Raw genomic sequence first — 14,442 nt, 5'->3', positions numbered from 1 at the left:
TACTTCCTGAATTAGATGGGTAGTAGGCCTGAATATCTAACGTGATGTGGTTGAATGAGCATCGCGATTTGCCGACAGCTGCTTCGTTCAAAAATTCTGCTACCGGAAAGTTATCTGTGACCAAGAAGGGCGGGGCAGTTACTGCCCCAGTCGCTTCGTCAGTCCGTCAAGGATCGTCTTGCCGACATCCTCGTAATTGCCGTCGAAGTGATGGCCGCCGTCAAACGCGATGGTCTCGTATCCCTTGGGTTTCAGGTCCGGACAGGCGTCGTCATCGTCATCGTCGGTGCCGTACATGCACTGGATGAGCTTCGGATCGATCTTCTCGACGGCGTCGACGGTCTTGCCGCCGGCGCCTTCGCCCTTGGCACCAAGCCAGCCGGTCACCGAGATCACGTAGTCGATCTCGTGCGACAGGGCGAGCAGCGAGATCTGCTTGACCTCCGCCTTCTGCGCCGGGCTCAAGAGATCATAGGCGGACGGCAGGACATCGGCGCCGAACGAGTAGCCGACCAGCAGAACATTCTTGACCTTCCACTTCTTGCGGTAGGTCTCCATGATGCGGGCGAGATCCGATGCCGTCTGCTGGGCCGAGCGCTCCGACCAGAAATACTTGAGTGAATCGACGCCGACGGTCGGAATGCCGTTCTGCTGCAGGTAGGTGCCGAGCTGCATGTCGATGTCGCGCCAGCCGCCGTCGCCGGAATAGACGATGGCGAGCGTGTCATGCGTCGGCGTCGTTTCCAGTTCGGTGAGCGGCAGGCCCAGCGGGTTGGCGTTGCTCTCCTGCGCGTCGATATGGTCGGTCACCGTGCCTGTCAGCAGCTGGCCGTCCGTATCGTCGCCGCTTTCGACGTCGATGTCGGGGTGGGCGGCAACCAGTGCATCGATATGGGCCTTGCCGGCCTTCGTCAGCTTGGCCGTCTCCATCACAGTCACCGGCGCCGGCAGGGGACCCTCGGTCAGCCCGTAGACGATGCCGCCGGAAACCGGCGTCTTGTCAGCCGGCGTACAGAGTTCCTTCGTCAGCGGCACCTTGTCGGTCGGATCGACGGCGACGGCCTCGCCGATCGTCGCGAACGGGCTCTGGGCGATCATCGCCAGCACCAGCGCGCCGCCGGCGCCTTCGCCGGCCAGGATCGGCAGGTGATAATTCGTGTTGCCGATCGCGCGCTGCACCTGCTGGGAGAGCGATTCGATGTCGGAGATCATATAGATGCAGTCGCCGTCGTCCTTGGCGAGCGAGGCCATGTAGGCCTTGTAGTCGATGCCGACGACCGCCGCGCCATCATCGACGAGGGCCTGCGACCGCTTGTCGTCGGCCGCACTCCAGCCGTCCTGACCGGAGATCAGGAAGACCATGGCGGAAATGTCCCCGTCCGGCCTGGCGATGTGCGGCGAGGGAATCATGCCCGTGTCGTAGCTTGCGGGCTGGACGGTGGCCCAGTCGGCCTGCGCGGCCAGCGGTGAGGCCGTTGCCAGCGCCAGAGACAGAAATAATGCTGTTTTCGTCATTTCCCGACGACTCCTCTGAGGCCGCCGCCGATCAGGACCGTGACATCCATCATCGCGATCATCGGCGAGGTGCCGCCCGATATGGCGATGTAGCGCGGTTCCCACTTCGGCGCGAATTTCGATTTGTAGGCCTTTAGGCCCTTGAAGTTGTAGAAGCGCTCGGCGTGCTCGAAGATCACCCCGCCGACCCGGTCCCAGACGGGAGCCGTCTCGCGGCGCGACATTCCCGAAAGCGGCGCCATGCCGAGGTTGAAGCTCTGGTAGCCTTCGTCGCGCATGTACTCGATGATGCGGACGAACAGGAAATCCATCGCTCCGTTCGGCGCATCCGGCGAAAACCGCATCAGATCCACCGAACCCTCTGCCTTGCTGTCTGTCACAAGAAGGGTGGCGAATGCAACCATCCGGCCGCCGACACGCAGCACCGCGACCGGTTGCGAAGCGATATAGTCGGGCTGGAAGGACCCGAGCGAGAAGGTCTTTTCACGGGTCTGATGCTCGTCCAGCCAGGCGTCCGAGACGCTCTTGAGGTCCGCCAGGACCGCCGGCACCTCCTCGCAGGCAATGACGGAGAATTCAAGCCCTTCGCGCAAGCCCTTGTTGATCGCCTGGCGGAGGTTGGCCATCTTCGAGCCCTTGAGCTCGAAGCCGGGCAGCGAGACGTGCGCCGCTTCGCCGAGCTTGTAGGCGCGCAAGCCCATGTCGGCGCAGAAGGGAAGCACGGCAGGCGAGATCTGGTAGAGCACCGCGCGTCCGCCGGCGGCATGTGCCCGTTCGACGAATCGCCACAGCAGTTCGCCGCGCTCGGTGTCGGGGCCGATCGGATCGAACAGCGCGACCCAGGAACGGCCCTGGACGGCATACATGATGAAGGCGTTGCCGCTGTCGGAAAACAGCACCTGCTTGTCGCCCATCCGCACCATGTTGCCATCGGCCATGTTCTGGCCTTTGACGATGGAAATCGCCTGCTGCAGTTCGACGCCGCGGATCGGTGCCGTCTTCAGCCGTGCCGGCCGCAACAGGCTGAAGAGCGCGACGGCCGTTCCGCCGATGGCAAGGCCGAGTGCCGCGCGCAACGCCCGCGGCGCCTGGTCGGTGATCTCGAACTGCCACCACAGGTCATTGCTGTAGTCGACGTCGCGATAGACGAAGAGCATCAGCGTAACGGTCGAGGCGATGACCACCAGCATGGCGGCGATCCAGCTCGGGCTCCAGGCCTGGCGGATCAGCGAGGCTGGTCGGCGGAAGCGCTTCGGGGTCAGCGCCAGACCGGCGATCAGCACGATCAGCAGCGTCGTCTCGATCGGCGAGATCGTGCGGATGATCGAGAAGAACAGCGCGGCCGCCGCGGTGATGATCGCCATCCACCAGGCGGCATCGAGCCGATGAGCAAGCCCGCGCGATGCAAGGAACAGCACGAGGCCGAGAATGCTCGAGATGAAATGCGCGCCCTCGACGACGGCGAGCGGCACGAAGGCTTCCAGCGCCTCGATCTTGGTGTCGCCGATCGGCGTGACGCTGGAAAAGATCAGGATGGCGCCCGCCACCAGCGCCAGCGTCGACAGAAGCGTCGGCGCCAGCCGCGATTCGATCTGCCGGATCGCCTTGGCCACCGGATAGTGCGAAAATCGCCGCGCCTCGATGAAAATCATCGCCAGCGCCGCGATGACGAGCGGCAGCAGGTTGTAGATCAGCCGGTAGAGGATGAGGCTGCCGAGAATGCGGTCGACATCGACCTCGCCGCTTAAGGCCGAGACGATGATCGTTTCGAAGATGCCGAGACCGGCGGGAACATGGCTCAAGACGCCGAGGCCGATGGCCACGGAAAAGACGGCGAAGAAGGCCGGCCAGCCGATCGAGGAGTGCGGCAGCAGCACATACAGGATGCTGGCCGATGCGGCCATGTCGAGGGCGCTGACGAGGAACTGCCGCGACGACGTCTTGCTGTCCGGCAGGCGGACGACGAAGCCGGCGATGCGGATCTTGCGGCCGTTGCGGCCGGCATAGACGAACGCGCCCATCAGCACGATGACGATGATGGCGATCAGCCGGACATGCCAGGCGTGCAGTCCGACAAGCGAGGCGATCCGGGGCGCGGTGATGAGCGCTGCGAGTGCGGCGACGCTGAGGAGCCCCAGCCCGAACGAGAAGGTGACGAAGGCGATGACGCGGCCGATTTCTTCCGGTGTCAGGCCGAGCCGGGTATAGGCCCTCAGCCGGATCGCGCCGGCGCTGAGCGCGCCGAAACCGGCGGTGTTGCCGACCGAATATGCCATGAAGGAGGTCACGGCGACCGCAAGCGTCGACGGTTTTTCATCCTTCTTCACATAGTCGATCGCGTTGAGATCATAGCCGATCAGGGCCGCAAAGCTCAGCGCCGTAAAGATGAGGGCGAGACCGATCGAATGCAGGGGCGTGTCGGCAAGCGCCGTCTGCACATCCTCCAGACGGACTTCTTCCGTCATTGTATAGATTGCGTAGGCAGTCGCCGCGGTGATCGCGACGATGGAAACCAGAAGTATCTGGTCGCGGAATCGTTCGAAGAAGCGCTGCAGCCGGGAGGTGCGCGGTGCGTCTTCTTCAGTGTCCTGGGCGGTTGAGGGGCCGCTGTGCTTCATGTGGGGCGCGTTTTTCTTTAGGCAGAGAGAAATGGGGCGAGTGTCAGGCCGCACTCAATTTCCCGCATCACGACAAAATTGGGGCGATCGCCCTGGCGACCGGCGGCTGCGACAAAATGCCGAGCGGATTCACGGGGTGACTTCGACCGTGTTTCCGTCCGGATCGTAGAGCTGCGCCGCAGCGCATTCCATCAGGTACGGCCTGCGGCCCTTGTCGCAGAGATCGGCCGCGACCGCCATCGCCGTCTCGCGGCTGTCCAGTCCGCATAGCACCTCGTGCCAATGCGGCCCTTCTTCGTGCTGGACGAAGACGTCAACGCTCCACCCGGCCGGAAAGCACCAGGTGCGCGACAGACAGTCCTCTTCCGCCGCACCGCTCTCCGCCACGCATTTCTCCCGGGCGCAGGCAAATGCCGTTTCCGGATCTCTGCCGGTGCACACGCCGCCGCCCTGTTCCGGCGCCTCGACGAAGGCGATGCCGATCGGGCCTTGCTCCTCGGCAAGCGCCGGGCCTACCGACGCTAGCATCATCAGGAAAACCGCGTAAAACTGGCGCATGCCTATGGCTCCGGAAGCAGTGGGAAGTGTTGGATGAATGATAGCGATGATGCCGTGACTCGGGGCCCGACAGCAAGCGGGGCCGCGCTTGGCGCCGATACTATTCTTGTCCGCTTGGCGCGGCCGGAGGATGTGCCGGCAATCGTCGCCATGCTGGCCTCCGACGATATCGGCGGGCATGGCGATACGCTGGACGAGGAGGCAATGTCGGACTATCGGCTCGCCTTCTCGGATATAGACGCATCGCCTCATCAGAGCCTCTACGTCGCGGAGGTGAATGGGGATTTGGTTGGTACGTTCCAGACGGTGATCAGCAGGACGCTGACCGCGCGCGGCGGCCTGACAATGACGCTTCGAGCCGTCCAGACAAGGGCCGATTGCCGGGGCAGGGGAATCGGTGCCGCGATGATGCGCCACGCTCTTGCCGAGGCGGAAAAGGCCGGCGTCCGGCTCGTTGATCTTTCGTCGAACGGCAACCGCAAGGACGCACACCGCTTCTATGAGCGGCTCGGCTTCGTCGCCAGCCATGTCGGTTTCAAGTTGAAGCTGAAATGACGGGATGCGGCGTCCCGCCACTGGACATCGCGGGCGTATGATTGCATAAGCGGGAGCATGAATTTCTTTATCCTGCATGCGCCGCCATGCAGGCGGCTCTCAAGGGACCAAAAGCATGAAGTTTCTCCTGCAGCTCTTCACATGGTGGAACGGCCAGACGCTCGGCACGCGCTTCTACACGTGGCGCAAGGGCAAGCGCGTCGGTGAAGACGAGTTCGGCAATGTCTATTACGAAGGCGGATTGTCGACCTACGGCCTGCAACGCCGTTGGGTGATCTATAACGGTTACGCCGAAGCGTCCGCGATTCCCCCGGGTTGGCACGGCTGGATGCACCACCGCACCGATACGCCGCCGTCGAAGGAAGACTACAAGCCGCGCGAGTGGCAGAAGGCGCACAGGTCCAACCCGACCGGCACGCCTGCGGCCTACCGTCCGCCGGGCTCCCTGTCCCACGTCGGCGAGCGTCCGCGCGTGACGGGCGATTACGACGCCTGGACGCCGGGTTCCTGAGTGGCGGACCGATGCCGCGGCATTGACCGCCGCGGTCACGCCTCGGATTGCCAATTGCTCCTTTTGGCCACAATTGTCGAATAGTGCGGATCGACGGGCGTGACAGCCTACGCACTTTCAAGACGCCGCGCCGGAGAATGCCTGCAATGAACCAAGTGAAGCGGATCGCAGCCGCCCGCAGCCTCGCAAGAGCCGGCCTTGTGGCCGTGGCTGCAGCGTTGCCGCTGGTGCTGCCGCATCAGGCCGCCGCCAACCGGCTCTCCAACGCGGTTGCCGTCTTCTCCGGTCTCGACAAGATCACCGGCCGCATCACCACATTCGACGTCTATGTCAACGAGACCGTCCAGTTCGGCGCCCTTCAGGTGACCCCGAAGGTCTGCTATTCGCGCGACGACGAGGAAGCCCAGAAGATCGATTCCTTCGTTGAGGTCGACGAAATCACCCTCAATCGCAAGATCCGCCGCATCTTCACCGGCTGGATGTTTGCCGACAGCCCGGGCCTCAATGCCGTCGAGCATGCGATCTACGACGTCTGGCTGAAGGGTTGCAAGCAGACCTCCGACGTTCCTCCGCCGGACGGTTTCGTGCCGCCGAAGAACGAAGTTGCGCCGCCGGACACGACGGCCGACAGCGTCAAGAGCCTCGGCACGATCGAGACCCCGAACCCGGATGGCCAGACGCTGGCGCCTCCGCAGGCAGACCCTGCGCAGCAGGACAAGCCGGCCGACGGCGTCGAACTCAAGTTCTGATCAGTCTTTTCAGTTGAACGGCAGGTTTTCCGACTGCATGGCCCTGGTCAGCAGTGCGGCATAATCGCCCTTGGGCACGTCGATCGCGCCGAAAGTCTTCAGGTGGTCGGTGGTGAACTGCGTGTCGAGAAGGGTGAAACCGCGCGTCTTCAGGCGCTCCACCAGGTGCACGAGGCAGATTTTCGAGGCATCGGTCGCCCGCGAGAACATGCTCTCGCCAAAGAACGCTGATCCCAGGGATACCCCGTACAGACCGCCGACCAGTCCGCCATCGCGCCAGGCTTCGACCGTGTGCACATGGCCGAAGGAGAACAGTGCGGCGTAGAGGTCGCGGATCGTTGAATTGATCCAGGTGCTGGGCCGGTCTTTGGTCGCCTCCGCACAGCCGGAGATCACGCCATCGAAGTCCGTGTCGAAGCGGATGTCGAAGGGGTTCTTCGCCATCGTCTTCTTCAGGCTTTTGGAAACGTGGAAACCGTCGAGGGGAATGACGCCCCGCATGTCGGGCTCGACCCAGAAGATTTCCGGATCATCCGCCGACTCGGCCATGGGAAACAGGCCGATCGAATAGGCGCGCAGCAGGATTTCCGGTGTGATTCGGTCTTTCCTGCTGCGCTTTGTCATGGCCGCTCTTTAGCTGTCGGCGCTTTTCGCCAGATACTCTTCCAGCCAGTGGATGTCGTAATCGCCATTGGCGATGTCCTGGTTGCCGATCAGGTCCTGGAACAGCGGCAGCGTCGTCTTGATGCCGTCGATGACGAATTCGTCGAGAACGCGGCGCAGGCGCATCATGCATTCGACTCGGGTCCGTCCGTGAACGATCAGCTTGCCGATCAGGCTGTCGTAGTAGGGCGGGATCTTGTAGCCCTGATACGCGCCCGAATCGACACGCACGCCAAGCCCGCCCGGAGCGTGGAAATGCGTGATCGTGCCCGGCGAGGGGACGAAGGTGCGCGGATCTTCGGCGTTGATGCGGCACTCGATCGCGTGACCGGAAAAATGCACCTCGTCCTGCGTGACCGACAGTCCGCCGCCGGAGGCGACGCGGATCTGCTCGTGCACGAGATCGATGCCGGTGATCGCTTCGGTGATCGGATGCTCCACCTGCAGGCGGGTGTTCATTTCGATGAAATAGAACTCGCCGTTCTCGTAGAGGAATTCGATCGTGCCGGCGCCGCGATATTTTAGCTTCTTCATGGCGTCGGCGCAGACCTGGCCGATCTTCATGCGCTGCTCGTGGTTCAACGCAGGCGAATTCGCCTCTTCCCAGACCTTCTGGTGGCGGCGCTGCAGCGAGCAGTCGCGTTCGCCGAGGTGGATGGCATTGCCTTCACCGTCGCCGACGACCTGGATTTCGATATGCCGCGGCTTGCCGAGGTATTTCTCCATGTAGACCGCGTCATTGCCGAAGGCGGCAAGCGCTTCGGAACGGGCGGTCGAGACGGCTTCTTCCAGCTCGGCTTCGGTCTTGGCGACCTTCATGCCGCGGCCGCCGCCACCGGCAGTGGCCTTGATGAGGACGGGGAAGCCAATCTGGCGGGCGACCGCCAAGGCGTTTTCCGGCTTCACTTCGCCGTCGGAACCGGGAACCACGGGAATGCCGAGCTCCTGCGCCGTCTGCTTGGCGGTGATCTTGTCGCCCATGATGCGGATGTGATCCGCGGTCGGGCCGATGAAGGTGATGCCGTGGGCGTCGAGAATGTCGGCGAACTTGGCGTTCTCCGACAGGAAGCCGTAGCCCGGATGCACCGCATCGGCGCCGGTGATTTCACAGGCGGCGACGATCTGGTGAATGTTGAGGTAGCTGTCGCGTGACGGCGGCGGGCCGATGCACACGCTTTCGTCTGCGAGGCGCACATGCATGGCATCGGCGTCCGCGGTCGAATGAACGGCGACCGTGGCGATGCCGAGCTCCTTGCACGCACGAAGCACACGGAGCGCGATTTCTCCGCGGTTCGCTATGAGGATCTTGGAAATCATGGTGCCGGAACCTATTCGATGACGACGAGAGCTTCGCCGTATTCAACCGGAGTTGCGTCGTCGACCAGGATCTCGGTGACCTTGCCGGAACGCGGCGCCGGGATCTGGTTCATGGTCTTCATCGCTTCGATGATCAGCAGCGTCTGGCCTTCCTTGACCGTCGCGCCGACTTCGATGAACGGACGGGCGCCCGGAGCCGGCGACATGTAGACCGTGCCGACCATCGGTGCGCTGACGGTGTTTGCCGGGTTGCGGGCCGGTGCTGCGGCCGGGGCGGCTGCGGTGGCAGCCGGTGCGGCAGGAGCCGGCGCAGCGGCAGCCGGTGCCGGTGCGTAATACGGCATCTGCATCGCCGGAGCTGCGGTGACATTGCGCGAGACGCGAATGCGCAGGTCGTCCTGTTCGACTTCGATCTCGGTCAGGTCGGTGTTGTTGAGGATATCGGCAAGATCGCGGATCAGCTCTTTATCGATGCCGGATTTCTTTTCAGCCATGGGTTTGCCCTGTGTTCTTTTCTTATTCAGCAGTGGAGGGAAGCATGGAGCCGCTCCCCTGGTAAAGCCATGGGGCGGGCGCGATCATACGCAATGCCTTGGCCCCGTTATGTAACGGCCACCTATAGACCGGCCTGAGGGCGAGGAAAAGCCCAAAGACGGTCCAATGGTAAACTCCCGCCTTTCATCCAAAGAAGAAAGGCGGTTTGAAGGCAGCGCGAATGGGAGAGGTCAGCAGGTGGCCTTGCCGCAGGCCCTGACATTGGAAATCTTTTCCTCGAGCGAATCCTTGCCGACCGCGCCATAGACCGCTTCGTCGCCGATCACGTAGGACGGGGTGCCGGAGACGCCGAGGTTCTGCGCGAGCTCGATGTTCTGGTCGACCAGCTTGTCGTTCGGGAATTTCTTGATCGTCTCTTCGATCTTTTCCTTGCTGACACCCATGGAGACGGCGAGCGCGGTGGCGGTCTCGGCGGTGGCACGGCCCTTGCCGCCGAGCAGCTTCAGATGGAATTCGCCGTATTTCTCCGGAGCGATCTGGCGGAAGGCGTCGGCGACCTTGTGGGCCGCAGTCGAATCGGGCCCGAGGATCGGCAGTTCCTTCAGCACGAAGCGGACGTTCTTGTCCTCCTTCAGGATGTTGGTCATGTCGGGCAGGGCGCGGCGGCAATAGCCGCAATTGTAGTCGAAGAACTCGACGACGGTGACATCACCGGTCGGATTGCCGAGCACGAGGTCGGCCTTCGAGGCGAAGATCTCGTTCTTGTCCTTCTCGATGGCCTGCTGGGCGGCGGCGACCTGTGCCTGCTCCTGCTTGGCCTGCAGGGCCTTCTGGACGTCGATCAGGATCTCCGGGTTTTCAATCAGGTACTGCTTGATGAAGGCGCCGAATTCCTGCTTCTGCTCATCGGACATCTCGGCCCGTGCGGGCGTCTGCGCCACGATCATGGCGGTCATGGAGAGAGCGGCGACTGTTTTCCTGATCAACGTCATATAATCCTCTTGGCGTACGCGGGGATGCGGATCAATCCCGGGCGTTTTCGAATGGCGTAGCGCAAAATAACCGGCAGGTACACGGGGAGCAAACATCAAAATCTGGGCGGATAGGTGTCCTCGCGGGATTGTGATGGCGGGCCGGATGCGGCAAAGGTCGGTTCCCGGCCTTTTGTCCGGGCTGAATGCAAGCCGAAAGAGAAAGCCAGTGCCCGCCATTTCCAAGCGCTCCTCCGTAGAACCGTTCCATGCCATGGATGTCCTTGCCGAGGCCACGCGCCGGCGCAAGGCCGGACGCCCGGTGATTTCCATGGCCGTCGGCCAGCCCGTCCATCCCGCCCCTCAGGCGGCGCTGGCGGCGGCGCGCGCCGCGCTCGATCACGGTCGGCTGGGCTATACCGAAGCGCTCGGCACGGCGGAGCTGAAGGCGGCGATCGCCGACATGTATCGCGCGCGTCACGGGCTCGACATCGCCCCGGAACGCATTGCCGTCACCACCGGTTCGTCCGCCGCCTTCAACCTTGCCTTCCTGACGCTGTTCGACGCCGGCGATCATGTGGCGATCGCAAGGCCCGGCTATCCGGCCTACCGCAACATTCTCGGCGCGTTGGGCCTCAACGTGCTCGAGGTCGCCGCCGGGCCGCAGTCTGGCTTCACGCTGACGCCGGAAAGCCTGGAGGAGGCGCAGAGCCGGGCAGGGGTGAAGCTCAAGGGCGTGCTCTTGGCCAGTCCCGCCAATCCGACCGGCACCGTCACCGGCCGCGCGGCCCTGAAGGCCGTCATCGACTATTGCGCGGCCAACGACATCGCCTTCATTTCCGACGAGATCTATCACGGCCTGACCTTTGCCGGCGAGGAAGTCAGCGCGCTGGAACTGACCGGCGATGCGGTGATCATCAACTCCTTCTCGAAATACTATTGCATGACCGGCTGGCGGATCGGCTGGATGGTGCTGCCGGAAATGCTGGTGCGCCCGACGGAATGCTTGGCGCAAAGCCTCTATATCTCGGCGCCCGAGATTTCGCAGATCGCGGCAACGGCGGCGCTGACGGCGAGCGCCGAACTGGACGTCTACAAGCAGGCCTATGCCCAGAACCGCGCCTTCCTGCTGGAACGTCTGCCGGCGCTCGGCTTCGATCTGGCGTCCCCGATGGACGGCGCGTTCTATGCCTATGTCGATGTCAGCCGCTTCACCAATGACAGCATGGCCTTTGCCCGCAAGATGCTCGCCGACATCGACGTGGCGGCAACGCCCGGCCTCGATTTCGATCCGCTGGAGGGCAATCGCACGATGCGCTTTTCCTATGCCGGTTCCTACGAGGAGATGGTCGAGGCGACCGACCGGCTGGCGCGCTGGATCGCCTGAAGGTGATTCGATTACAACGGCTTGCGCGGCGTGCCTGACTCATTTTGTCAGCCGCCTGAATCAATCTCTCAACTGATCACAAGCCAACAAAAAAAGCCCGCTGTCGCCAGCGGGCTTTTTCAATTCACTGGCCGGATCGGCTTATAGGAAGCCGCGGCGCTGCCACCAGCCGCCCTTCTTGGTCGGAGCCGGCTGTTCGCTGTCCTGCGTCGGCTTGGCGGAGGTGACGACCGGCTCGGAGACGGCGAGGTTCGATCCGCGGTTGGCGCGAACCGGCTTGTCCTCGCCATCGTCGGACGCCGTCTCTTCCTCGGCGGCATTCTCCTCGACGGGCTGCGGTTCGGTCGCCGCAGCAACCTCTTCCACGACCGGCGTTTCCTGTACGGGCTCGGCTTCTGCTTCTGCCTTCGGGGCTTCGGCGACCGGTTCGATCGCGGCTGCTTCCGGTTCGGCGCTCAGGTCGGCGATCGCCTCTTCGGTCTGCTCGGTGGCCTCGTCGCCGTCGTCGCTGGCGCCGTCATGGCCTTCGACGTCTGCGGCTGCCTGTTCGTTGGCGTCGAGACCGTCGCGGTTGCGGCGACCGCCACGCTTGCCGCGCCGGCGACGCTTGCGGTTGCCCTTGTCTTCGCCGGCTTCGTCGGCGGATGCCTCGGTGCCTTCAGACGCCTGTGTATCGGTGCTGTCGTCGTCGTCACCATCATTGTCGTCGTCGCCGTTATCCGACTGGTCGCCGTCCTGGCTGGCTTCGGCGCCTTCGCGATTGCCGCGGCCACGACGCCGGCGGCGACGCTTGCGCTTGCGGCCATTGCCCTGGTCGTCGGAGCGGGCTTCCGACGTCTCGGCTTCTGCCTTGACGTCTTCTTCGGCCTCATCCTCGTCTTCGATGAACGGAATGTCGTCGTCTTCCTCGGGCTCGACCTTGAAGGCCATCAGGCTTTCGATCTTGACCGGGTTTTCGACCGGCTCGCCCCGTTCGACGTTGAAGTGGTTGCCGCCGACGCTGTCATCCGCATCGATCGCGATCGCGACGCCGAAGCGGGCTTCGTATTCGATGATCGACTGACGTTTGTGGTTCAGCAGATAAAGCGCAATGTCCGGCGTGGTGTGCACGGTGATATTGTGCGTCGTGTTCTTGAGCAGATATTCCTCGATGCCGCGCAGCACATGCAGCGCGATGGAGGACTGCGACCGGACGTGGCCGGTGCCGCCGCAATGCGAGCAGACCTGCGTAGTCGATTCCAGAACGGAAGCGCGGATACGCTGGCGTGACATTTCTAGAAGGCCGAAATGCGAGATGCGGCCCACCTGGATACGGGCGCGGTCGTTCTTCAGGCAATCCTTCAGACGCTTCTCGACGGACCGGTTGTTGCGCTTTTCCTCCATGTCGATGAAGTCGACGACGATGAGGCCGGCAAGGTCGCGCAGGCGAAGCTGGCGGGCGACTTCTTCCGCCGCCTCGAGGTTCGTCTGCAGCGCGGTGTCCTCGATCGAATGCTCGCGGGTCGAACGGCCGGAGTTGACGTCGATCGCCACCAGCGCTTCGGTCTGGTTGATGATGATGTAGCCGCCGGACTTCAGCGTCACCTGCGGCTGCAGCATGCGGTCGAGCTGGGCTTCGATGCCCGAGCGCGAGAAGATCGGGTGCAGGTCGCGATAGGGCTGAACCACCTTGGCGTGGCTCGGCATCAGCATGCGCATGAAGCTCTTGGCTTCCTTGTATCCTTCCTCGCCGGCAACGATGATCTCGTTGATGTCCTTGTTGTAGAGGTCGCGGATCGAACGCTTGATCAGCGAGCCTTCCTCATAGACGAGGCAGGGGGCGGTGGAGTTCAGCGTCAGCGTGCGGACGTTTTCCCACAGGCGCATCAGGTATTCGAAGTCGCGCTTGACCTCGGCCTTGGTGCGGTTGGCGCCGGCGGTACGCAGGATGACGCCCATGCCCTTCGGCACTTCGAGGCCGCGGGTGATTTCCTTCAGCCGCTTGCGGTCGGCCGGATTGGTGATCTTGCGGGAGATCCCGCCGCCACGGCCGGTGTTCGGCATAAGGACGGAATAGCGGCCGGCAAGCGACAGATAGGTGGTCAGCGCCGCGCCCTTGTTGCCGCGTTCTTCCTTGGCCACCTGCACGAGCAGGATCTGCCGGCGCTTGATGACTTCCTGGATGCGGTACTGCTTGCGCGGACGGCGGCTGCTGCGACGCTCCGGCAACTCTTCCATCGCGTCTTCGGCGCCGATGCTTTCGATCTCTTCCTTCTCGTGCGGGTGATCGTCGTCATCATCATCGTCGTCACCGTCGGTGTCGACTTCTTCCGAAATCGTGTCGGTGTCGACCATGGCGGCCATTTCGTCGCCATTGCCTTCGCCGTCTTCGCCGGCGGATGCCGCTTCGCCCGAATCCTCGGCGGCTGCCTCCTCATCGGCTTTCGCCTTCTTCGGCTTGGCGCGGCTGCGGCGGGGCTTCTTGGCCTTCTTCGGCTCTTCCTCGGTGGCGGCGGCTGCCTCGGCTTCCGCCGGAGCTTCAGCGGCTTCCGCCTCGATTTTCTCCGACGAGGTCGCCTCGGAGGTGGCTACCGCTTCGGCAACCACAGCCGCAGGCGTTTCCGCCGTGTCGTGATCTGAGCCGGTATCGTCGTCATGATCGTCATCGGCCTCGTCGTCGCGCAGCAGCGCCTGACGATCGGCCAGCGGGATCTGGTAATAGTCCGGATGGATTTCCGAGAAGGCGAGGAAGCCGTGACGGTTGCCGCCGTAATCGACGAACGCCGCCTGCAGCGAAGGTTCTACACGTGTGACTTTTGCAAGGTAGATATTGCCGCGCAGCTGCTTCTTGTGCTGCGATTCAAAATCGAATTCCTCTATGCGGTTTCCACGTACAACGACAACGCGCGTCTCTTCTTCGTGAGACGCGTCGATAAGCATTTTGTCTGCCATTTAAGTTGTGCTCCTCGGCGCGGACGCACAAAAAAACACCCCACATTCGTATTCGGAATGCCGGGGGTGTCGGTTGCGGTTCGGGCGCCGGAATTTGGGTGCCTCGCTAGGCGTGTATGGGCGGGCAGCAGTGTCGCGGCAACGGGATGAGTAATCCTCCGCTGCTCTGAAT

At 63.1% G+C, this 14,442-nt stretch carries 11 protein-coding genes and 1 pseudogene; 4 read left to right on the top strand and 8 right to left on the bottom strand.

All coding sequences use genetic code 11. The features are described from left to right. Positions 1-138: 138 nt before the first annotated feature. The 3 genes from NN662_RS11545 to NN662_RS11535 form a co-directional block, all read right to left on the bottom strand. Positions 139-1,515 (bottom strand): virulence factor family protein, encoded by a 1,377-nt coding sequence (locus NN662_RS11545; RefSeq protein ID WP_261930396.1) that lies wholly within the window; start codon positions 1,513-1,515, stop codon positions 139-141. After that, positions 1,512-4,133: a bifunctional lysylphosphatidylglycerol flippase/synthetase MprF gene (gene mprF, locus NN662_RS11540; RefSeq protein ID WP_261930395.1), complete on the bottom strand. Its 2,622-nt coding sequence runs from the start codon at positions 4,131-4,133 to the stop codon at positions 1,512-1,514. The genes NN662_RS11545 and mprF overlap by 4 nt, the downstream gene beginning before the upstream one ends. Positions 4,134-4,262: 129 nt before the next feature. Then, complete coding sequence (locus NN662_RS11535; RefSeq protein WP_261930394.1) at positions 4,263-4,691, bottom strand: hypothetical protein; 429 nt, start codon at positions 4,689-4,691, stop codon at positions 4,263-4,265. Positions 4,692-4,841: 150 nt separating this feature from the next. On the opposite strand from NN662_RS11535, the gene NN662_RS11530 reads away from it, so the two are divergent. The 3 genes and pseudogenes from NN662_RS11530 to NN662_RS11520 all read left to right on the top strand — a co-directional run. Next, on the top strand, positions 4,842-5,246 hold the full coding sequence (locus NN662_RS11530; protein WP_261931948.1) for a GNAT family N-acetyltransferase: 405 nt from the start codon (positions 4,842-4,844) through the stop codon (positions 5,244-5,246). Positions 5,247-5,361: 115 nt separating this feature from the next. Further along, positions 5,362-5,757, top strand: coding sequence for an NADH:ubiquinone oxidoreductase subunit NDUFA12 (locus NN662_RS11525; protein ID WP_261930393.1), 396 nt, complete (start codon positions 5,362-5,364; stop codon positions 5,755-5,757). Between the two features lie 146 nt (positions 5,758-5,903). Then, positions 5,904-6,338 (top strand): annotated as a pseudogene (locus NN662_RS11520) (DUF2155 domain-containing protein); the annotation flags it as partial. A gap of 177 nt (positions 6,339-6,515) precedes the next feature. Here NN662_RS11520 and aat read toward each other — a convergent pair. The 4 genes from aat to NN662_RS11500 form a co-directional block, all read right to left on the bottom strand. Beyond that, a complete protein-coding gene (aat, locus tag NN662_RS11515; RefSeq protein WP_261930391.1) occupies positions 6,516-7,130 on the bottom strand; it encodes a leucyl/phenylalanyl-tRNA--protein transferase in 615 nt (204 codons plus the stop codon). 9 nt (positions 7,131-7,139) lie between these two features. Next, positions 7,140-8,486, bottom strand: coding sequence for an acetyl-CoA carboxylase biotin carboxylase subunit (gene accC / locus NN662_RS11510; RefSeq protein ID WP_261930390.1), 1,347 nt, complete (start codon positions 8,484-8,486; stop codon positions 7,140-7,142). A gap of 11 nt (positions 8,487-8,497) precedes the next feature. After that, positions 8,498-8,980 (bottom strand): acetyl-CoA carboxylase biotin carboxyl carrier protein, encoded by a 483-nt coding sequence (gene accB, locus NN662_RS11505; RefSeq protein ID WP_261930389.1) that lies wholly within the window; start codon positions 8,978-8,980, stop codon positions 8,498-8,500. 231 nt (positions 8,981-9,211) lie between these two features. Further along, positions 9,212-9,973, bottom strand: coding sequence for a DsbA family protein (locus NN662_RS11500; protein WP_410010925.1), 762 nt, complete (start codon positions 9,971-9,973; stop codon positions 9,212-9,214). A gap of 253 nt (positions 9,974-10,226) precedes the next feature. Here NN662_RS11500 and NN662_RS11495 point away from each other — a divergent pair, with 253 nt between their 5' ends. Next, positions 10,227-11,339, top strand: coding sequence for a pyridoxal phosphate-dependent aminotransferase (locus NN662_RS11495; protein WP_410010977.1), 1,113 nt, complete (start codon positions 10,227-10,229; stop codon positions 11,337-11,339). 141 nt (positions 11,340-11,480) lie between these two features. On the opposite strand, the gene NN662_RS11490 is transcribed toward NN662_RS11495, so the two are convergent. Further along, positions 11,481-14,270, bottom strand: coding sequence for a ribonuclease E/G (locus NN662_RS11490; RefSeq protein ID WP_261930387.1), 2,790 nt, complete (start codon positions 14,268-14,270; stop codon positions 11,481-11,483). Positions 14,271-14,442: the final 172 nt, after the last annotated feature.

The organism is Rhizobium sp. NRK18, from assembly GCF_024385575.1.
Lineage (GTDB): Bacteria > Pseudomonadota > Alphaproteobacteria > Rhizobiales > Rhizobiaceae > JANFMV01.
Note: the sequence above shows the minus strand (reverse complement) of the source record. Positions and strands in the feature narration are given on the sequence as shown.